Origin of the sequence: Massilia pinisoli (genome assembly GCF_024753285.1) — a bacterium.
Taxonomy (GTDB): Bacteria; Pseudomonadota; Gammaproteobacteria; order Burkholderiales; family Burkholderiaceae_D; genus Telluria; species Telluria pinisoli.
The window spans coordinates 1-19,407 of sequence record NZ_JANUGW010000037.1 but is presented as its reverse complement, the minus strand read 5'-3'; the positions used below and the strand labels follow the sequence as shown (position 1 = coordinate 19,407).

Here is a 19,407-nt window from a genome sequence, read left to right as displayed (position 1 = left end):
GTTAAAGAACTCTGTATTCGGTACTGCCTTGCTGCGTTTGCGAATCGTTGTGTTCGTCAGCAGCAGAGGAACGAGATTATGCAGTGCTTCGCTTAACTCGTCAACCCCTTCTTTTTCTGAGGCACACTCGACGTAATCGATTTGACAAGCTTAACTAGTTGATTCAGTTAAACTTTTTATGCGCTGCAGAAGCAGGAGGCGCACTATAGCAAACCAGAAGCCACCCGCGCAAGTGCGATCGTTGCGTGCACAAAAAGCTGGCATCCGGCTTGCTTACCGTATCTTGCAGAAAACAAAGCATCGTCCGGACGGCACATATTTACCCGTTTGATTGTTCCGTTCCGGTACAGGTGCTACATTTGTGAACAGTCGATTCCCCACACAGAGCCGCGGTCCAGGGCCAACCAGGAGACATGGAATGACTTATCAACACGCGGCAGGCCTGCTCGTCCCCGGCGACGATATGGCGTCGATGATCGCCGTCTCGCACCGGCGTTCCGAACAATTCGGCCTGACTCCCGACTCACGCCCCGATTTCGGTCCGATGTCCGGCACCGACCTCTCATACCTGGTCGAACAGAATCGCCTGCTGTACAGCCATGCGGTCCCCGCGATGGAGACGCTGTACCAGCAGATCGCCAACACGCACAATATGGTGCTGCTGACGGACGCGCAGGGCGTGATCGTGCATTCGTTGGGCGATGCCGATTTCCTGGAAAAAGCGAACCGCGTCGCGCTGACGCCTGGTGTCGCGTGGTCCGAAGAAAGCAAGGGCACGAACGCGATCGGCACGGCCATTGCGGAGCGCGCACCGACGACCGTCCACGCCGACCAGCACTTCCTCTCGTCGAACCACTTCCTCACCTGCTCCGCCGCGCCGATCACGGACCACCGCGGCAACGTGGTCGGCGTGCTCGACGTGAGCGGTGACCGCCGCAGCTTCCACAAGCACACGATGGCGCTCGTGCGGATGTCCGCGCTGATGATCGAGAACCAGATGTTCGCGGCGACGTTCGAAAACGCGATCACGCTGCACTTCCACACGCGGCCCGAATTCATCGGCACGCTGATGGAAGGGATCGCGTCGTTCAGCCCCGGCGGCCGCTTCCTCGCCGCGAACCGCAACGGCCTGTTCCAGCTCGGCCTGTCGTTCCCCGCGCTGCAGGCCCACACGTTCAGCTCCCTGTTCGGCCTTCCCGTCTCCGCCCTGTACGACCACTACCGCACGGCGGCGCCCGGCCTGCTCGACCTGTGCATGCACAACGGCGTGCGCGTGCGCGCCCGTGCGGAACTGCGCCTGACGAATGGCGTGCACGTGCTCACGGGCGCATTCGACGATGTCCCGCACGCCGCCCTGCCGCAGACATCGGCGAAGACCGCGACGCGCCGCCTGTCCGGCCTGCGCTACCTGAACACGGGCGACCCGCAGCTCGAACAAGTCATCGAGAAGGTCAACCGCGTGCTCGGGCGCGACGTGCCGATCATGATCATGGGCGAGACGGGCACCGGCAAGGAGCTGCTGGCCCAGGCCATCCACAACGATTCGCCGCGCGCGCAAGGGCCGTTCGTCGCGGTGAACTGCGCGTCGATTCCCGAAACGCTGATCGAATCGGAGCTGTTCGGCTACGAGGACGGCGCGTTCACTGGCGCGCGCAAGAAGGGCGCGATCGGCAAGATCCTGCAAGCGAACGGCGGCACGCTGTTCCTCGACGAGATCGGCGACATGCCGTATGCGCTGCAGGCGCGCCTGTTGCGCGTGCTGCAGGAACGGATGGTCACGCCGCTCGGCAGCGGCAAGTCGATCCCGGTGAACGTGGAAGTGATCTGCGCAACGAACCACAACCTGCGCCGCCGCATCGCCGAAGGCCTGTTCCGCGAAGACCTGTATTACCGCCTGAATGGTCTCGTCGTGAAACTGCCGCCGCTGCGCGAACGCACCGACCTCGAAATCGTCGTCAGGAAGATCCTCTCCGCGGAGACGGAGTCCGGCGGCACGCACACGATCTCCGACGAGGTCCTGCGGCTGTTCAAGCGCCACAAATGGCCCGGCAACTTCCGCCAGCTGACGAACCTGCTGCGCACCGCCGCGATCATGGCCGGCGACGACGACGAGATCTGCCTGCGCCACATGCCGGACGACTTTTTGGACGACATCGCGGAGTCCCCCGATGCCGCGCCGGCGACCGCACCCGCCGCCCACCAAATGATCGCGGCCGGCGCCAACCTCGGAGAGATGGAACTGGCCGCGATCCTCAAGTCGCTCGAGGCCAACGGCGGCAACGTGTCGGCCACGGCGCGTGCGCTGGGCGTGTCGCGCAACACCATCTACCGCAAGCTGCCGCATCTCAAGGCCTCCTCTTAGGCCACCGGAAAACCGGACGACTTCCAGCGCGCGCCGTCCTTGCCGATCGTGAGCAGGTCCACACCCGGCAGGTGCGCGGCAAGCGCGTGGGCGCGGCGCGCGCCCATCACCATGAACGCGGTCGACAGCCCGTCCGCTTCCAGCCCGGTGGGTGCCAGCACGGTGACGCTGGCCAGCTCCGTCGGCGAATCGCCGCTGGCCGGATCGAAGATGTGGTGATGGCGCAGGTCGGACGTGAACGCGGACGCGTAATCGCCCGACGTTGCGACGCAGCGTCCATCCATCACGACGCTCGCGGCGACGGCGTCGTCCCGGCGCGGATCGCGGATGCCCAGGTGCCAGGGGCGTCCCTCCGTGCGTCCGAGTGCGCCGTACTCGCCCGTGTCCACGAGCGCATGACACACGCCGTGGCGGCGCAGCGCGGCCAGCGCCAGGTCCGTCGCGTAGCCCTGCGCAAGGCCGTTCAACGTGATCGCCATGCCGGGCCGTGCGAGCACGACGCGCTCCGGGCCCGCCTGCACTTGCGTCCAGCCGACGAGGCGCTGCGCGCGCTGACGTTCGGCCGCGGGCGGCAGGCCGTGCGCCGCATCGAACGCGCGCCACAGCGGCTGCACGGTGATGTCGAACGCGCCCTGCGTGAGACGCGACAGCGTGCGCGCGTGCTCCAGCACGGCCAGCAGATGTCGGTCGGGCCCGTGCAGCACCTTGTCGCGGTTCAGCCGGAACACCTGGCTGGGCGGCTGGTGGAGACTCATCAGCGCATCGACGCGGCGCGCCTCGCCCAACGCCGCGGCGATGGCCTGCTGCGCCGCTTCCGGGTCCGCGTGGCGCACGGCGATGCTGATCGTCGTGCCGAACGCCAGCGCCGCGCCGCTGTGCAGCGGCCGCCGGTCGGCTTCCGTCGCGCCGGCCGCGACGCCGGCCATGCCGCCCAAGGTGGCGGCGATGAAGGTCCTGCGATGCATCATGCTCTCCCGTCCATGGACACGATCGGAATCGACCGGTTCCGTTTCCGCTCCAATATCCGCGGCGCGCACTGTTCGTCGCTTGCGTGGATAACGACACATTCCATACATTGAAAACACTCCTCGTAGTCGACCTGCCCTCGCGGGGCGATCGCGTTGTAGCCGCAGCGGTGGCGGCAGGTCTGGCACGGTGCGCCGCATTCGGCGCGGCGCGGGATCCAGTCGAGCAGGCGCACGCGCCCCAGCAGCGCCAGCGCCGCACCGAGCGGACAGAGATAGCGACAGAACGCCTTGTTGACGACCATCGCGACGAGCAGCAGGACGATCGCGTACGCGACGTACGGCCAGCCGCGCACGAAGTTCAAGGTGATCGCCGTCTTGAACGGTTCCAGCTCGACGAGCCGGTCGGCCTGCGCCGGCGCCCACGCAGCCGCCAGCAGGATGGCCGCGAGCACGCCATACTTCATGCGCTTCAACCGCGCATCGAGCACGCGTCGCACGACGACCTGCGGCAGCCGCAACGCCTGCCCGGCGAGGCCCGCGAATTCCTGCAGCGCACCGAAGGGACACAGCCAGCCGCAGAACGTGCCGCGGCCCCAGATGACCAGCGAGACGAACACGAACGCCCACAGCGCCACGGTCAGCGGATCGAACAGCAGATAATCGAGACCGCGTCCCGCGCGCTGCGCCTGCACGACGCCCGTCAGGTTGACGATGGAAAGCTGGGCCTGCGCCGCATAGCCGATGAAAGCGATGGTGAACAGGAGCCACGCGCGGCGCAGCCAGGCGAAGCGCCGCGCGTTCGCCACGAGCCAGCGCTGCTGCCACAACGCGCCTGCGAGCAGCGCCAGCGCCACGCCCAGCACACCCAATTCCACGCGGCGCGCTTTCCAGCTGGCCTGCCACGCCGGCGCCGCGGTTTCCGGCGCCACGTAGTACGCCGCCGGCAGTTGGTACGAGAACGCGATCTCGCGCGTGATCCGCTCCGGGTAGACGATGCCCTTGCTGCGCGTGACGGGAAGCGCGAAGTCGAGCGCGCGCGCCGGGTCGAGTCCCGCTTGGCCGATCACCCGCAACAACAGCATCTCGTCGGCCGGCAGGTACACGCCGTCCGCCAGCCGCGGCTCGATGTCGAGGTCACGCATCTCCACGGGCAGGCGGTCCTGGCGCAGCACGATGCCGCGCGGGACGCTGCCGCGCACGAAGTCGTCGCCCGCGATCGAATGGGGACCGGCCGTGAGCACGAGCAGCGCGTGGTCACCCGGTTCCAGCCTGCCCTGCAGCCGGTTCCACGTGCGCGGTGCGAGCAGGTTGCGGCCGACGGCCGGCACCGAGGCCCAGGCCACCCACACATCGAGGAAGACGTCGTCGGGATGCGCGAGCGCCTGCGCATCCAGTCCGGCGCCGGCACTGCCCGCGAACAGCCGCTCGACGTCGGCGTTGCGCACGCGGACGTGGCGCACGAGGCCCGCATCGACCATCTGTTGCAGCGACAGCGGCGCGAACCGGTCGGCACGGATGCGGCCGATGCGGCCAGGGTCGCGCCCCTGCGCGAATCCGAGCTTGGCGCGCGCCACTTTCAGCGCGGCCGACAGGATGCTCTGGTTGATGATGCGGACGGACGCCGTCGCCTTCGATACGCCGTCCAGGCTACCCTTGCCGCCGCCGACCGTGATCCCCTGCCCCAGCGAGCGGCCGCGGTATTGCTGCAGGAAGTCGCGCAGCGGCGCTTCGCCGAGACCTTCCACGAACACGGGCTCGTGCTGCGATAGCACGGCGACGTCGAGGAAGGTGCCTTTCGGATCGATGACGACGAGGAGGTTCGGCGGCACGCCGGCGAAGCCTGGCACGGGTGCCAGGTCGGCCGATTCGAACGCGTAGCCGACGAGCTCCGTCGCCGTGCCGTTCTGCTTGAACAGCGGCCAGGCCGGCACGTCGGCCGCCTTGTCCCCGACCATCAGCGGCGCGGGGAAGCGCCGCGCCAGTTCCGCCTGCGTCAGCGTACCGGTGTGCGCTGGTGCGCACACGAGCAGCCAGCAGATGACGAGACGGAGCAGGCGCATGGCGGTATCAGAAGAAGATGATGCCGCCGACGGAACCGCCGTTCATGCGCGCGGTGGCGCCACCGAAGCCTTTCGACCGGGTCTGCCCGATCTCGGCCACCAGCGTGATCGCACTGTTCAGAGCATAGTAGGCGCCGGCCGTCAGGTTCGCGTTCGACTTCAGGCCGGCGGTGCCGACTGTCTCGTCGTCATTGGCGCTCCGGCCCCAGGACAGGCCGAGTTTAAGCGCATCCGTCGTCTTGACCGTGCCCTGCACGAGAAAGTTCTTCGAGCGGACGTCGCCCTGGTCGGCGTCCGACAGAATGCCCAGCGCGCGGCCCGTCTGCGCATTGACGAGCAGCCCGGCCGCGCCCAGCTGGTACGACGCGCCAGCTTCGATACCGTTCATCGTGAGGTCGCCGCTGCCTGCCGTCTGCGCGGTGAAGCGCTGGGTCTTGGCGCCGAGCCAAGCCTTGAGGCCATCCTGCGTGAACGTCAGGCGCGCCTGCACCTGCGGGCTCGTGCGGGTCGAGTAGCGCGGGCCGGCGATGACGGGCGTGTCGGACACGGGGCTCATCACGCCGAAGTCGAAGCCGATGCCCGCGTCGTTCTTGGGCGTGCTGTAGACGATCTGGCCGTACGTGCCCAGATAGCTGTAGCCGGCGCCGATGTGGCCCAACGTGACGCGGCCCCGCTGCGTCGCCTGCACGGGCGCGCCCGCGCCCACGAGCGTCATGTCGCCGAGGATCGCTTCGTGGCCGAACAGCCCGTAGTCGCGGCCCAGCTTGAACGTGCCGAGGTCCGCGCGGCCGAACGTGAAATAGGCCTGGCGCACGTCGACGGTGCTGTTCTGCGCGATCGCGCTGTCCGTCGCCGTGGCGGCGTAGATGCCGATCTTGGCCGTGACGTCGAAGCCGCCCTGCGTCGACGAGACCGACGTCACGAGGCCGCTGGGCAGCAGGCCGTTGCCGATCGTGGTGCGGCGGTCTTCGCCGCCGCAGCCGAGCGCGCGGCCACCCAGCGCCAGCCCGCCGACGGCGTCGCCGCTGCACGAGACGCCCGTGTAGTAGGCGTTGACGATGCCGCCGACGTTGACCGTCCAGTCGCCGGCCTTCAGGTCGACGGCGGATGCCTGCTGGGCGCTGGCGCCCATCGAGGCCAGGACGGCCAGTAGATGAACCTTCTTCATTTGTCTCCTCGCTTTCTTGTTTGTGGTGTGAACACATCGTTTGGATGGTCCCAACAGTGATGGCAAGTTGCGTGCCCGGCGGATTGCCGGGGAAACCGAGGATGAGTCGCGCTTTTTCTGTAGCGAATCGGATCAGGTGTTCCACTTTTGATCGTCCGCACTAAACAAGATAAACAATATAAATAAAAAAACGGCGGCCGAAGCCGCCGCAAAACAGGGTCTCGACGCCGGCCGCCGCCGCAGCCGATGCATAAACCCTCCCTGACCACGAATCACCTACCAACCATCAAATCTTCGACGCGAGCTTGAACACCCAGACGGAGCCGCCCTGCTCGAGGAAGTTCACCTTCTTCGCGACTTCGCCGCCCCACAGCGGCACGGCGCCGCCCCAGCCCGAGACGACCGCCACGTATTGCACGCCGCCGTCTTCCCACGTCACCGGCGGCGCGACGACGCCGGACCCGGTCTGGAACTTCCACAACTCCTTGCCCGACTTCGCATCGACGGCTTTCAGATAGCCCTCCGGCGTGCCATAGAACACGAGGCCGCCGGCCGTCGTCATCACGCCGCCCCACAACGGTGCCGTGTTCTTGTCTTCCCAGACGATCTTGCCCGTCTTCGGATCGATCGCGCGCAGCGCGCCGATGTAGTCCTCGTTCAGCGGCTTGATCGTGAAGCCGGCACCGAGATACGCGCCGCCCTTCTTGTACGAGATCGGCTCGTTCCAGATCTCCATGCCCCATTCGTTGGCCGGCACGTAGAACAGGCCGGTCTGCGGGCTGTACGCCATCGGCATCTGGTTCTTCGCGCCGAGGAAGGCCGGTGCCGCGAACACGGTCGAGCCCTTCTTGCCGTCGCCCTTCGTCGGATCGCTGGGCCGGTTGGCCGCGATGAAGTTCGGACGGCCCGTCTTCAGGTCGATGCCGCTCGCCCACGTGATCTTGCGCACGAACGGGAAGGCGTTCTGGAGCTGCCCCGTCTTCGCGTCGATCACGTAGAAGAAGCCGTTGCGATCGGCCTTGCCGCCATAGCGCTTGCCGTTCATGTCGAACGTGACGAATTCGTTGGCGCCGTCGAAGTCCCAGGAATCGTTCGGGGTGTTCTGGTACGCCCACTTGATCTGGCCCGTCTGCGGATCGAGCGCGATGGTCGACGACGAGTACAGGTTGTCGCCCGGCCGCAGGTGGCTGTTCCACGGCGCCGGATTGCCCGTGCCGAAGTACGCGAGGCCCGTCGTCGGATCGTAGGTGCCGCCCATCCACGTCGACGCGCCGCCCGTCTTCCACAACTCGCCCGGCCAGCTCTTGTTGACGGTGCCCGTGATGCCCGCCTCGGTAGCCTTGCCGTCCTTGTCGTAGCGGTACCCCATGTGGCCTTCGACGGTCGGACGCGTCCACAGCAGGTCGCCCGTCAGCGGATCGCGCCCTTCCACGCGGCCGACGATGCCGAACTCACCGCCCGAGACGCCCGTGATCAGCACGCCCTTCGCGATCAGCGGCGCCGCGGTGATCGAATAGCCGGCCGCGTAGTCGTCGACCTTTTCCTTCCACGCGATCTTGCCCGTGTCCTGGTCGAGTGCGACCAGTTGCGCGTCGAGCGTGCCGAAGATGACGAGATTGCCGTACACGGCGGCGCCGCGGTTGACGACGTCGCAGCACGGCATGATCGCTTCCGGCAGCCGGTGCTCGTACTTCCACAGCTTGTTCCCCGTCTTCAGGTCGATCGCGAAGATGCGCGAGTACGACGCCGTGACGAACATCTTGCCGTTGGCGATGATGGGCTGCGATTCCTGGCCGCGCTGCTTCTCACCGCCGAACGAGAACGACCATGCGGGCACGAGTTGGCCGACGGTCTTCGTGTTGATCTGGGTGAGCGTCGAATACCGCTGGCCCTGCGAGCCCATGCCGAAGGACAGCACGTTCTTCGTGTCCTTCGATGCATTCTCGAGCATCGCGTTGGTGATGTCGGCCGCCTGGGCGATGAACGCCAGCGGGGCGAGTCCTGCGAGCAGGATGGTCAATCTCGTCTTCATGCTATGTCTCCTTTGTTGTCGTTATGGGTCTAAGGGCCGGGCGCCTGGCTGCGCAACTGGCCGTTTTCCTCGTCCGTGAACAGGCGCGAGCGCGTGAGGAAGCGCCGGCCCGTGCCGTTATCGAGCGAGAACATGCCGCCGTTGCCCTCCACCACGTCGATGATCAGCTGCGTGTGCTCCCAGTAGCCGAACTGTTCGAGCCCGATGTAGAACGGCGCGCCGTCCAGGTTGCCGAGATAGACGTCGGTGTCGGACAGGTCGAATTCCCCGGCGGCGTAGCACATCGGCGTGCTGCCGTCGCAGCAGCCGCCGGACTGGAAGAACATCAGCGGGCCATGACGCTGCCGCAGCTCGCCGATGAAGGCCAGCGCGGCGGGTGTCGCGGTCACGCGTGCGATGGGGAGCGTCATGGCGCTGCCGCGGATCAGAAGAAGCCCAACGCTTTCGGGCTGTAGCTCACCAGCAGGTTCTTGGTCTGCTGGTAGTGGTCGAGCATCATCTTGTGATTCTCGCGGCCGATGCCCGACTGCTTGTAGCCGCCGAACGCGGCGTGCGCCGGGTACAGGTGGTAGCAGTTGGTCCAAACGCGGCCCGCCTGGATCGCGCGGCCGACGCGGAAGGCGCGGCTGCCGTCGCGGGTCCACAGGCCGGCGCCCAGGCCGTACAAGGTGTCGTTGGCGATGCGCAGCGCGTCTGCCTCGTCCTTGAACGTCGTCACCGACACCACCGGGCCGAAGATCTCTTCCTGGAAGATGCGCATGCTGTTGTCACCCTTGAACACGGTCGGACGGACGTAGTAGCCGCCGGACAGGTCGCCGTCATGGCGCGCCTGTTCGCCGCCCGCGAGCACCTGCGCGCCTTCCTGGCGGCCGATGTCGAGGTAGGACAGGATTTTTTCCAGCTGCTCCCTCGATGCCTGTGCGCCGATCATCGTGCTCTCGTCGAGCGGGTTGCCGGCCTTGATCTGTGCGACGCGGGCCAGCGCCCGCTCGATGAATTTCTCGTAGATCGATTCCTGGATCAGCACGCGCGACGGGCACGTGCACACCTCGCCCTGGTTCAGCGCGAACATCGCGAAGCCTTCCAGGCATTTGTCGAAGAACTCGTCGTCCGCGTCCATCACGTCCGCGAAGAAGATGTTGGGCGATTTGCCGCCCAGTTCCAGCGTGACGGGAATCAGGTTCTGCGCGGCGTATTGCATGATCAGGCGGCCCGTGCCCGTCTCGCCGGTGAAGGCGATCTTGGCGATGCGCTTGCTCGACGCGAGCGGCTTGCCCGCTTCCAGGCCGAAGCCGTTGACGACGTTGAGGACACCGGCCGGCAGCAGGTCGGCGACCAGTTCGACGAGCACCATGATCGAGGCCGGGGTCTGTTCGGCCGGTTTCAGCACGACGCAGTTGCCGGCGGCGAGTGCGGGCGCCAGCTTCCATACGGCCATCAGGATCGGGAAGTTCCACGGGATGATCTGGCCGACGACGCCCAGCGGCTCGTGGAAGTGGTACGCATACGTTTCGCTGTCGATGGTCGAGATGGCGCCTTCCTGCGTGCGGATGCAGCTGGCGAAGTAGCGGAAGTGGTCGATCGCCAGCGGAATGTCGGCCGCCATCGTTTCGCGAATCGGCTTGCCGTTGTCGATGGTCTCGGCGGTCGCGAGCAGGCGCAGGTTCTGCTCCATGCGGTCGGCGATGCGATTGAGGATGTTGGCGCGTTCGGCCGGCGACGTCTTGGCCCATGCGTCCTTGGCGGCGTGCGCGGCGTCCAGCGCCAGCTCCACGTCTTCCGCCGTCGAGCGCGCGATTTCGCAGAACGGCTGGCCGCTGATCGGGGTGACGTTGGCGAAGTACTCGCCCTTGACCGGCGCGACGAAACGCCCACCGATGTAGTTGTCGTAGCGTTGGCGGAACGGGTTGGCGACGCCGAGTTTGCTGATGTCCGCGAGATTCATGTCGTCCTCTTTCTCTGTGAGTTGGAATAGGCCGTTGCCGGCGCTGGTTGTTCGATCGGTACATCCCTTCTTTCGCAAACGCCGTGCCAGCCCGTTTCCGCCTCTTTTCGCGCGCCGGAAGCACTGGGGCCGGCCGTTTCTGGTACAGGTGTCCCAAACTTGAACAACTCAGCGGATCACCACACCCCACGGCAACCGGCCCACGGTGATGTCGGCCGTCTTCGCCCCCGTGGCCGTGTCGATCACGGAGACGCTGTCCGAGCGGCCGTTCGCCACGTACAGCCGGGTGCCGTCCTTTGTTACCGCCATGTTCCACGGCCGCTTGCCGACGGCAATGGTGGCGTCCACGGCGTTGCGCGCGGCGTCGATGCGCATCACGCTGCCGTCCGCGCCGTTCGACACGTACACCGTCTTCCCGTCCGGCGCGACGGCGATGCCGGCCGGGTTCTTCCCCGCCGGGATCGTCGCGATGCTGCGGCGCCGTTCGATGTCCAGCACGTACACGGCGCCCGCCACTTCGCATGCGACATACGCCCGCGTGCCGTCCGGCGAGAAGCCGATGCCGCGCGGGCGCAGGCCAACGGCGATCGAGCCCACTTGGCGGCGCGCGGCCACGTCGATGACGTCCACCTGTTCCGCGTTCTCGGCCGAGACGAGCAGCCAGCGCCCGTCCGGGCTGAACACGGCGTGCTCGGGATTCTTGCCCTCGACGGGGATGTCGGCGACGAGCGTGCGCGTGGCCGCGTCGACGAGCGCCACGCTATTGGTGTCTTCCACCGCGACGGCGATCCAGCGCCCGTCGCGCGATGCGTTCACGCCCTCGGGCGAGCTGCCGAGGGGGATCGTGGCGAGCAGCGCGCCGCCGGCCGCATCCAGCACGAGCAGCGCATTGGCGGCGGCGTCCGTCACGTACAGCCGCGTGCCCGCGGGATCGGCCGCGATGCCGCGCGGGCGCTGGCCCGCCGCGATCTGGCGCACGGCCGCGCCGGTGGCCGTGTCGATCACGGTGACGCTGGCGGATTTTTCGTTGGGGACGTAGGCGAAGGGGCCGGCCTGCGACGTGACGCAGGCGCAGGCGCAAGCCAGCAGGAATAGCGAGGAACGAATGCGCGGCATGATGGTCCTTTCAGGATGGTCGATACGCTTGGGTGTGCAAGCGTCGTGCCACGCGGACGGCAGAGTTCCGGCCTGGCAGGTATATTGCATGCGCTGATGGTCAGCGCCCGGACGACAGGGCAGACCATCCAACAGGGAGACATGATGAGATTTCGCTTGAACGCCGTCGCAGCGCTGTTCGTCGCGACGCCCCTGGCCGCCGCCGCGGCCGCACCCGACGCGCCTGAGGCGCAGCTGAACGTGGTCGTGGTCAGCGCCACCCGCGCCGAACACACGAGCTTCGACCTGCCGGCCGCCATCGACGTCGTCGACGCGGACCGCATCGGCGCCGCCCAGCCGCGCGTGAACGCATCGGAGGCGCTGGCCGCCGTGCCGGGGCTCACCGTGCAGAACCGCCAGAACTATGCGCAGGACCTGCAGATTTCTTCGCGCGGCTTCGGCGCCCGCTCCGCGTTCGGTGTGCGCGGCGTGCGCCTCGCCGCGGACGGCGTGCCCGCCACCATGCCGGACGGCCAGGGCCAGGCCGCCACCTTCGACCTCGACATGGCCGAGCGCATCGAGGTCTTGCGCGGCCCGCTCTCCACGCTGTACGGCAACCACGCTGGTGGCGTGATCCAGCTGTTCACGCGCGATCCGCAAGGCGCGCCCTTCGTCGAAACGAATGTCGCGGGCGGCAGCGACGGCATGCGCAAGACGGACGTCAACGCAGGCGGCAAGCAGGGCAGCTTCGGCTGGCTGCTGGACGGCTCGCGCTTCGAGACGGACGGCTACCGCGCCCACAGCGCCGCCACGCGCGACCAGGCCTATGCGAAGCTCACGTTCGACACCTCATCCACCGGCAAACTGACGGTGACGGCGGGCGGCCTGCGCCAGGACGACACGCAAGACCCGCTGGGCGTCACGTGGACGACGTTCCAGCGCGACCCGCGCGCGGGCGAGATCGACGCGACGGACACGCAGACGCCGAAGCGCACGCTGGCCGACCGCTACGACACGCACAAGAGCATCCACCACCAGCAGATCGGCCTCGCGTGGGACGAGAAATTCGGCACCGATCGCCTGCACCTGACGGTCTACGGCGGCAACCGCCGCGTGATCCAGTACCAGGCCTTCTCGAAAGCGTTCCAGGCGCCGGCCAGCCATTCCGGCGGCGTCGTCGACTTCGACCGCGATTTCTACGGCTTCGATGCGAACTGGCTGATGGTGCGCCCGCTGGCCGACGGTACGCTGCGCACGACGGTGGGTCTGGAAGCGGGCAAGTCGAACGATGCGCGCAAGGGCTACGAGAACTATGTCGGAACGACGTTCGGCGTGAAAGGCCGCCTGCGCCGCGACGAGGACGACGACGTGCGCGACGTCGCCCCGTACCTGCAGCTGGAATGGGAGCGCGGTGCATGGGTGTTCACGGGCGGCCTGCGCCACAGCCGCGTGAGCTTCGACGTCGCCGACCACTATCTATCGAACGGTAACGATGGCGGCAGCGTCGACTATCGCCACACGACGCCGCTGCTGGGCGCCCTGTACAAAGTCACGCCCATACTGAACGTCTACGTCAGCGCGGCGCGCGGCTTCGAGACGCCCACGCTCAACGAAGTCTTTTACGCCGGGACCGGCGGCGGCTTCAATTACCACCTCGGCGCGGCCACGAGCACGCAGCTGGAAACAGGCGCGAAGGCGTTGATCGGCCCGGACGTGCGCGTGAACGCGGCCCTCTTCCAGGTGCGCACGCACGACGAACTCGTGGTCGACAGCGCCAGCGGCGGCCGCACCAGCTACCGCAACGCGAGCGCCACCTTGCGCCAGGGCCTGGAGTTGTCGCTCGACGCCGACCTGCACGCGGGCTTCTCCGCCCGCGTGGCGGCCACCTTGCTGCGCGCGATCTACGACGAGGCGTTCACCGGCGTCGCACAAGGCAATCGCCTGCCAGGTGTGCCGCGCACAAACCTGTTCGGCGAACTGGCGTGGAAGGCGTCGGACGGCTGGCTGCAGGCGGCGCTGGAGACGGTCGCCAGCGGTAACGTTTATCCGGACGATGCGAACGCCGCGATGCCGGCGCCGGGCTATGCGATCGTCAACGCGCGCGTGCAGGCGAACCAGGCGCTGGGCGGGTGGCGCCTGCGCGAGTACGCGCGCGTGAACAACGTGTTTGACCGCACGTACGTCGGCTCCGTCATCGTCGGCGACAGCAACAAGCGTTATTACGAACCCGCACCGGGACGCAACTGGGTGTTGGGCGCCAGCGTGCACTACCAGTTCTGACACGGGAATGCGCCCTGCCCGGATACGCGGGGCGCATAACGTTCATGCGGCTGTGCATATGACGCGTTGACGCGACGCCTGTTACGCTGGCGTGATGGACACACCTTCGATCGCCAGCGAATGGCAAACCCGTGTCGACCTGGCCGCGTGCTACCGCTTGTGCGCGCTGTATGGCTGGGACGATGGCATCTACACCCACATCTCCGCGGCCGTGCCCGGCGAGCCGGGCCACTACCTGATCAATGCCTTCGGCTTGCGCTTCGATGAAGTGACGGCGTCGAACCTCGTCAAGGTCGACGGCGCCGGCAACGTCGTCGGCGCAGTGCCCGCGCCCGTGAACCAGTCCGGCTTCCGCCTGCACGCTGCGGTGCACATGGCCCGTCCGGACGCGGCCTGTGTCATACACCTGCATCACCCGGCCGGCATCGCCGTCGGCATGCAGGAAGACGGCCTGTTGCCTCTGTCGCCGTACGCGCTGCGCTTCCACGGCGCGCTTGCGTATCACGACTATGAAGGCATCGCGATGACGCCGGACGAGCAGGCGCGTCTCGTGCGCGACCTGGGTACGCATCCCGCCATGCTGATGCGGCACCACGGCAGCCTGACCGTGGGCCGGACGATCGCCGAGGCGTTCGTGCTGATGGAAACGCTGGACCGCGCGTGCGACGTGCAATTGCGCGCACAGGCGGCCGGCGTGCCGCTGCGGCGGCCGCCGGACACAATCTGCGCCAAGACGCACGACCAGCTGCTGGGCGACGGCTCACCGGAGGGCGTGCTCGAATGGCCTTCCCTGCTGCGCCGCCTGGACGCAGTCAGCCCCACCTACCGAACCTAAGCGAACCTAAGGAGCCCTATGCCGACCATTAACGTCCAACTGTTCGACGGCCGCACGCCGGAACAAAAGCGCGCGTTCGTGCAAGCCGTCACGGAAGCCACCGTCCGGACGCTCGAATGCGCGCCCGAATCCGTGGACATCCTGATCCACGAAATCAAGCGCGAGCACTGGGCCACGGGCGGCAAGCTGTGGTCGGACGAGTGAGCGTCCGTCCCGTCAAGGCCTGACGGCCTGCACCCCGTACTTCGCGAAGATCGTCTTCAACTCGCCGCTGGCCGCCATGGCGTTCAGCGCGGCCTGCAGGTTGCGCGCAAGGCCGAGATTATCCTTTTTCACGGCCATGCCGACGGCCCACCCGCCACGCGGCAGGCGGTCGAACGGCACCTCCTCCAGCGGGAACGCGGGGTCACCTTTCATGACGGATTCGATCTGCGCGCGCGTGGCCAGCACCGCATCGAGGCTGCCTTCCTTCAGCTGCTCGAGCGCTTCGATGGCGGTCGGGTAGATGTGCACCTGGTCGCGGAACCGTCCCCCGCCCTCGCCCAGCATCACCATGCCGGAGATCGAGACCTTCTCGACGCCGATGCGCTTGCCCGCCAGCGCATCGACGCCGTCGAATCGCGGGATCGCCTGCGCGCTGCGCACGAGCCGCACCGTCTCCACGTAGTACGGCGCGAAGATCTCGACCTGCGGATTCGCGTTCATCAACATCCGGTCGACGGGCACGTGCAGCATCACGTCGGCCGGTCCGTAGCCGAGGTAGTGGCCTTTCCACACCATGTTGCGCAGGTCGTCGCCGAGATCGTCGCCCGCATTGAACGGCAACAGCGCAGGCTTCAGACCGAGCTTGCCGGCGAGGGCGGTGCCGAGATCGGCATCGATGCCCTGGCCGTGGTCGGAAAACGGCGCGAGGTCGTTGTAGACGGCGACCTTGAGGATGCCCGCTTCGCGCAGCGCGGGCGCATCGGCGGCGAGGACGGCGCGCGGCACCGCGGCGCCCGCGCCCAGCAGCAGGCCGGCGGCGAGCACGCGCCGGCGCGACGGCGAAGTCGGAGTCGACATGGCGGCCTCAGTCCGCGGCGCGGCGCGATTCGAGGTAGGTCTTGATGGCCCACATCGCTTCCTGGTTGAACACGCCCTCGAACGGCGGCATGTAGACGGCGCCGTTGCGCACCTTGCCGTGGCGGATGCTGGTCAGGAAGTACTTGTCGGTCTCCTTGTAGCAGGCCTGCTTCTTCGTGTCGTTCTTGATGCCCGTGCAGTCGCGGTCGAGCAGGCGCAGGTCCGGCGCGATGCCGCCGGATTCCGCTTCCAGTCCGTGGCAGCGCGCGCAGTTCTGGTTGTATGCCGACGCGCCGATCTTCAGCGCGAGCTTGTTGGTGCGGTAGGGATTCTCGTCGCGCCATTTGTCGCCCAGGACGGGCAGGCCCGTCGTGTCGACGGCTTGCGGGACGACGTTGCCATGCGCGCTGGCCCAGATCGAGGTGAGTGCGGCGGAGCCGAGCGCCAGTGCGACGGCGGCGGTGCGGATAGCGTGTTTCATGATGTCTCCTGTAGGTTTATCGGTTTAACCCTACATGAGCAATCCGCATGCCATGCACTGCGCGCCCGTGGCGAAGGCGTTGGCGCGCCGCCGCTGTCGCAATTTGCAACAGGTGTCACATGGCCGCGCGTGCCAATGCGCGGGCCGCCGTCTCCGGGTACAGGTGCTCGAGCGTCTCGACGATCACGCGGCCGAGCAGCGCCTGTGCGGGTGCGGCGGCAGCGGCAGCATCGGGCGCGGCGCGCACGGCCTTCCACAGCGATGCCAGTTCCGCCTCGTGCCGCGCGACGCTCCGTTCGACCTCCGCCTGCCAGAATGGCGGCGCCTCGCCTTCGACAAAGTTGCCGCGTCCCCGTCCGAAATGAGCGACGGCCAGGTAGCGCAGCACGCTCCCGACGAGCAGCGTGCGCAGGAACGGATCGGCGAATTCCACGACGGGCCGGTCGCGCTCCGTCGTCGTATTGAAGCCCCAGGCGGCGCCCGCCATCGTGAGCGCGCCGACGATCGCGCCGAGCAGCGCGCCGCCGCCCAAGGTGAGGCCGCCGGCCATCAGGTCGGCCGACAAGCCCGTCGCGGCGCCGGAGACGACGGCGCCCAGCAATCCCGCCTGCGTCTTGTCGATCGGCGCGCGCACGGCGAAGTTCTCGCGCACGCGGGCATTGATGCGGCCAGCGTCGCCCGGGTCCAGGCGGTGCAGGCGCAGGAGGCCGACGGTGGTGTCGCCGATGCGGCGCTCCAACCGCTCGACAAGGCCGGCCATCGCCGCATCCTGGCGCTTCTGCTCGTCCTTGCCGAGGCCCACCGCCTTCAGCGCCGACTTGAGCAGGTTCGCCTTCCCTTCCTGCTCGACCGTCTCGCTGTCGCGTGCGGCGCCGGCCAGCATCTGCGCCCCGAGTTCCACGGACGCGCGGAAGCGCTGCACGTTGTTGGCCTGCCAGGACGCAAGCAGGCGCGCGTAGCCGTCGCGCTTGGACGCGTCGATCCACTTGCCGACGCGCTCGTAGAACACGTCCTCGTGCACCCAGCAGCGCGCGAACGCATCCAGCGCGAGCACGTCGCGCACGATGGCGTACTGGTCGAGATGCGTCTTCCAGCGTGCCTGTTCCGCCCTCTCCTGGTCGTCGGGCCGCGGTGGCCCCAACTGGTTGAGCAGCACGACGACCGGCTTGCCGAGCCATTCGAGGATGCGCATCTCGGCCGGCAGATAGCCTGCGTCGCGCGGATCCTCGGCCGAATTCACGAGGTACAGGACGACGTCGGCCGCGTCCTTCGCAGCGCGCAGCGCCTGCTGGCTGAGCCAGAACGGGCGGTCGCGGTAGCGGTCGAATACCTCGCGCAGGAACCAGCCGATCGGATTGCCGGTCATGGCCAGGCGCTTGAGCAGGCGGACGGAATCGCCGAAGCCCGGTGTGTCCCACAACAGCAGGCGGTCGCCCGCGCTGCTCGTCTGCAGCGTGTGCGCTTCGGCGAACACGGTCACGTGGGCGGCATCGCGCACCTCGCCCACGTCCATGCCGACGAGCGTGCGCGCCAGCGTGGTCTTGCCGTTGTTCGTGTGCGAGACGAGCGCGAACTGAATGTCGACGGGCGCTTCGCTCATGCCGCCCCCGACACGGCGAGGCCGCTGCCGAGATCGAGCGGATGCCGCTCCGGATGCAACAAATCGACGACAGTCGCCTGCGTGTGGTGGTATTGGCAGAACTGGTGCCACAGCGCGACGCGCTCCACCAAGCGCGTGTCGGCGTGACCGGCGCTGCGTTCCACGAGCCCCGATTCGTCCAGCAGCACGGCGATGCCGCGCGGCGTGTTGTGCGCCAGGTAGTCGAGGAACGCGCCGTGGTTCTCGCGTTCCGGCGTGGCGGCGAGGTTGAACAGGGCGGCCGTGATGGCGACGTCCGCATCGTCCAGGCGCGCATCGCGCAACGCGTCCTTCGGCTCTTCGCCGTAGGAGCAAGAAGGCCGCAGCATCAACTGCGCCTGCTCGCCGAGGACCATCGCCGCGACGGCCGCTAGGCCTTTATGACGGGCCTCGTCGACCGTGAAGCTGTACGGGATCACGCGCAGTACGGCGGGCCCGGACGCGCCGACGCGGTCGGCCAGCAAGCGATAGTACGGCTGGCCGAGGTCGAGCGGGAAGCGGTGCGCGACGTGACGCGCGCGCAGCGCGGACACGATGGCCAGGACGAGGCGTGGCAGCACGACCAGCAGGAACAACGTCGCGGCATACAGGTGCACCCAGCGCGCGCCGCCCGCCGGCGACGCCTCCTGCACGAAGTGAAGGGCCTGCACGTCGGCCAGCGAAAAGCCCTGCAGCGGGAACACTGCGAGCGCGGGGGCGAACAGGAACGACAGCAACGCATGCACCTGCTCCGCGCCGAGGAAGGTGCTTTCCCATCCGGCCGCGTATTGCGTCAGCACGCCGCGCGCGTACAGCGACGCGATGGCACCCAACGCGAACGTCGCGGCCGCCAGATGGATCGTGCGCGCGAGGCGCAGGTGCGTGAGCTTCGCCGTCAGTTGCGACCACTCCGCGAAGTACTGTGCGATGCCGGCGGCGAGCGGCGCCGGCAGCTTGCGCGGCAGCGCCGCCTTACCGACCGAGAGCCGCCGCAGCAATTGCGGGCTCGCCCAGCCGGTGCGCTTAGCCGGCACGAGTGTCCACACGATCAACACGACGTACACGAGCAGGTTCCACGCGACGATCAACAACAGTGGGGCCGACAGCAGGTCGACGCGGTGCGGATTGCCGATGCGGTCCAGTCCCGCCCCGGCCAGGAAGCCGACGATGGGCAGCAGCACGGCCAGCAACGGCAGCACGCTGCGCCGCTGGCGGAACGCGGCAAACGCCGGCGTACGCTCGGCGAGGCGCTTGAGAATCAGTTCCGCGCGCTGGCCGAGGAAGTGATCGAGCCGTGGCTCGCTCTTGCCTTCTGCCGCCTGCCAATGCGCGAGTTCGCGCGCGCTGCGGCTCGCGTACACGCGGTCGTCTTCGGAAAGGATCTCGCGCTTGGTGTCGGCCGTTTCGATGGCGCGCATCAGCACGACGTCGCGTGCGGTCCGCTCGTTCATGGGTCCCCTGTCTGGTTGATTTAACAAGCTTGCAGAGGCATTGTGCCTGA

The 19,407-nt window shown here is 67.6% G+C and carries 15 protein-coding genes; 4 read left to right on the top strand and 11 right to left on the bottom strand.

The window, feature by feature from the left end:
* The first annotated feature begins 418 nt into the window (after positions 1-418).
* On the top strand, positions 419-2,362 hold the full coding sequence (locus NX784_RS28215; RefSeq protein WP_258819994.1) for a sigma-54-dependent Fis family transcriptional regulator: 1,944 nt from the start codon (positions 419-421) through the stop codon (positions 2,360-2,362).
* On the opposite strand, the gene NX784_RS28210 is transcribed toward NX784_RS28215, so the two are convergent.
* The 7 genes from NX784_RS28210 to NX784_RS28180 form a co-directional block, all read right to left on the bottom strand.
* A complete protein-coding gene (locus NX784_RS28210; protein ID WP_307736196.1) occupies positions 2,359-3,330 on the bottom strand; it encodes an FAD:protein FMN transferase in 972 nt (323 codons plus the stop codon). The genes NX784_RS28215 and NX784_RS28210 overlap by 4 nt on opposite strands.
* Complete coding sequence (locus NX784_RS28205; protein WP_258819993.1) at positions 3,327-5,390, bottom strand: 4Fe-4S binding protein; 2,064 nt, start codon at positions 5,388-5,390, stop codon at positions 3,327-3,329. The genes NX784_RS28210 and NX784_RS28205 overlap by 4 nt, the downstream gene beginning before the upstream one ends.
* 7 nt (positions 5,391-5,397) lie before the next feature.
* Positions 5,398-6,558 (bottom strand): porin, encoded by a 1,161-nt coding sequence (locus tag NX784_RS28200; RefSeq protein ID WP_258819992.1) that lies wholly within the window; start codon positions 6,556-6,558, stop codon positions 5,398-5,400.
* A gap of 286 nt (positions 6,559-6,844) precedes the next feature.
* A complete protein-coding gene (locus NX784_RS28195; RefSeq protein ID WP_258819991.1) occupies positions 6,845-8,590 on the bottom strand; it encodes a PQQ-dependent methanol/ethanol family dehydrogenase in 1,746 nt (581 codons plus the stop codon).
* Positions 8,591-8,619: 29 nt separating this feature from the next.
* Entirely contained in the window at positions 8,620-9,000 is a 381-nt protein-coding gene (locus NX784_RS28190) for a DUF779 domain-containing protein (RefSeq protein WP_258819990.1), read from the bottom strand.
* Positions 9,001-9,014: 14 nt separating this feature from the next.
* Positions 9,015-10,535 carry an aldehyde dehydrogenase gene (gene adh, locus NX784_RS28185; RefSeq protein ID WP_258819989.1) on the bottom strand — a complete coding sequence of 507 codons (1,521 nt, stop codon included), beginning with the start codon at positions 10,533-10,535 and terminating at the stop codon, positions 9,015-9,017.
* Between the two features lie 168 nt (positions 10,536-10,703).
* Entirely contained in the window at positions 10,704-11,651 is a 948-nt protein-coding gene (locus NX784_RS28180; protein WP_258819988.1) for a beta-propeller fold lactonase family protein, read from the bottom strand.
* A 156-nt stretch (positions 11,652-11,807) separates the two neighbouring features.
* On the opposite strand from NX784_RS28180, the gene NX784_RS28175 reads away from it, so the two are divergent.
* From NX784_RS28175 to NX784_RS28165, 3 genes are all read left to right on the top strand, one after another.
* Positions 11,808-13,910 carry a TonB-dependent receptor family protein gene (locus tag NX784_RS28175; RefSeq protein ID WP_370662981.1) on the top strand — a complete coding sequence of 701 codons (2,103 nt, stop codon included), beginning with the start codon at positions 11,808-11,810 and terminating at the stop codon, positions 13,908-13,910.
* Positions 13,911-14,004: 94 nt separating this feature from the next.
* A complete protein-coding gene (locus NX784_RS28170; protein WP_258819986.1) occupies positions 14,005-14,745 on the top strand; it encodes a class II aldolase/adducin family protein in 741 nt (246 codons plus the stop codon).
* Between the two features lie 18 nt (positions 14,746-14,763).
* A complete protein-coding gene (locus NX784_RS28165; RefSeq protein WP_258819985.1) occupies positions 14,764-14,949 on the top strand; it encodes a 4-oxalocrotonate tautomerase in 186 nt (61 codons plus the stop codon).
* Positions 14,950-14,961: 12 nt separating this feature from the next.
* Here the strand turns inward: NX784_RS28165 and NX784_RS28160 are convergent, their stop codons facing one another.
* From NX784_RS28160 to NX784_RS28145, 4 genes are all read right to left on the bottom strand, one after another.
* The gene (locus NX784_RS28160) at positions 14,962-15,807 is read right to left on the bottom strand and encodes a substrate-binding periplasmic protein (RefSeq protein WP_258819984.1); all 846 of its coding nucleotides are present in this window, start codon (positions 15,805-15,807) and stop codon (positions 14,962-14,964) included.
* A 7-nt stretch (positions 15,808-15,814) separates the two neighbouring features.
* On the bottom strand, positions 15,815-16,288 hold the full coding sequence (gene pedF, locus NX784_RS28155) for a cytochrome c-550 PedF (protein WP_258819983.1): 474 nt from the start codon (positions 16,286-16,288) through the stop codon (positions 15,815-15,817).
* 115 nt (positions 16,289-16,403) lie between these two features.
* Entirely contained in the window at positions 16,404-17,888 is a 1,485-nt protein-coding gene (locus NX784_RS28150) for a GTPase domain-containing protein (protein WP_258819982.1), read from the bottom strand.
* Entirely contained in the window at positions 17,885-19,357 is a 1,473-nt protein-coding gene (locus NX784_RS28145) for a DUF2868 domain-containing protein (RefSeq protein ID WP_258819981.1), read from the bottom strand. Before NX784_RS28145 ends, NX784_RS28150 begins: the two co-directional genes overlap by 4 nt.
* Positions 19,358-19,407: the final 50 nt, after the last annotated feature.

Excerpts from the sequence above, each read along its gene's own strand:
- NX784_RS28215 (WP_258819994.1), top strand. The coding sequence starts at position 419 with ATGACTTATCAACACGCGGCAGGCCTGCTCGTCCCCGGCGACGATATG.
- NX784_RS28210 (WP_307736196.1), bottom strand. The coding sequence starts at position 3,330 with ATGATGCATCGCAGGACCTTCATCGCCGCCACCTTGGGCGGCATGGCC.
- NX784_RS28205 (WP_258819993.1), bottom strand. The coding sequence starts at position 5,390 with ATGCGCCTGCTCCGTCTCGTCATCTGCTGGCTGCTCGTGTGCGCACCA.
- NX784_RS28200 (WP_258819992.1), bottom strand. The coding sequence starts at position 6,558 with ATGAAGAAGGTTCATCTACTGGCCGTCCTGGCCTCGATGGGCGCCAGC.
- NX784_RS28195 (WP_258819991.1), bottom strand. The coding sequence starts at position 8,590 with ATGAAGACGAGATTGACCATCCTGCTCGCAGGACTCGCCCCGCTGGCG.
- NX784_RS28190 (WP_258819990.1), bottom strand. The coding sequence starts at position 9,000 with ATGACGCTCCCCATCGCACGCGTGACCGCGACACCCGCCGCGCTGGCC.
- adh (WP_258819989.1), bottom strand. The coding sequence starts at position 10,535 with ATGAATCTCGCGGACATCAGCAAACTCGGCGTCGCCAACCCGTTCCGC.
- NX784_RS28180 (WP_258819988.1), bottom strand. The coding sequence starts at position 11,651 with ATGCCGCGCATTCGTTCCTCGCTATTCCTGCTGGCTTGCGCCTGCGCC.
- NX784_RS28170 (WP_258819986.1), top strand. The coding sequence starts at position 14,005 with ATGGACACACCTTCGATCGCCAGCGAATGGCAAACCCGTGTCGACCTG.
- NX784_RS28165 (WP_258819985.1), top strand. The coding sequence starts at position 14,764 with ATGCCGACCATTAACGTCCAACTGTTCGACGGCCGCACGCCGGAACAA.
- NX784_RS28160 (WP_258819984.1), bottom strand. The coding sequence starts at position 15,807 with ATGTCGACTCCGACTTCGCCGTCGCGCCGGCGCGTGCTCGCCGCCGGC.
- pedF (WP_258819983.1), bottom strand. The coding sequence starts at position 16,288 with ATGAAACACGCTATCCGCACCGCCGCCGTCGCACTGGCGCTCGGCTCC.
- NX784_RS28150 (WP_258819982.1), bottom strand. The coding sequence starts at position 17,888 with ATGAGCGAAGCGCCCGTCGACATTCAGTTCGCGCTCGTCTCGCACACG.
- NX784_RS28145 (WP_258819981.1), bottom strand. The coding sequence starts at position 19,357 with ATGAACGAGCGGACCGCACGCGACGTCGTGCTGATGCGCGCCATCGAA.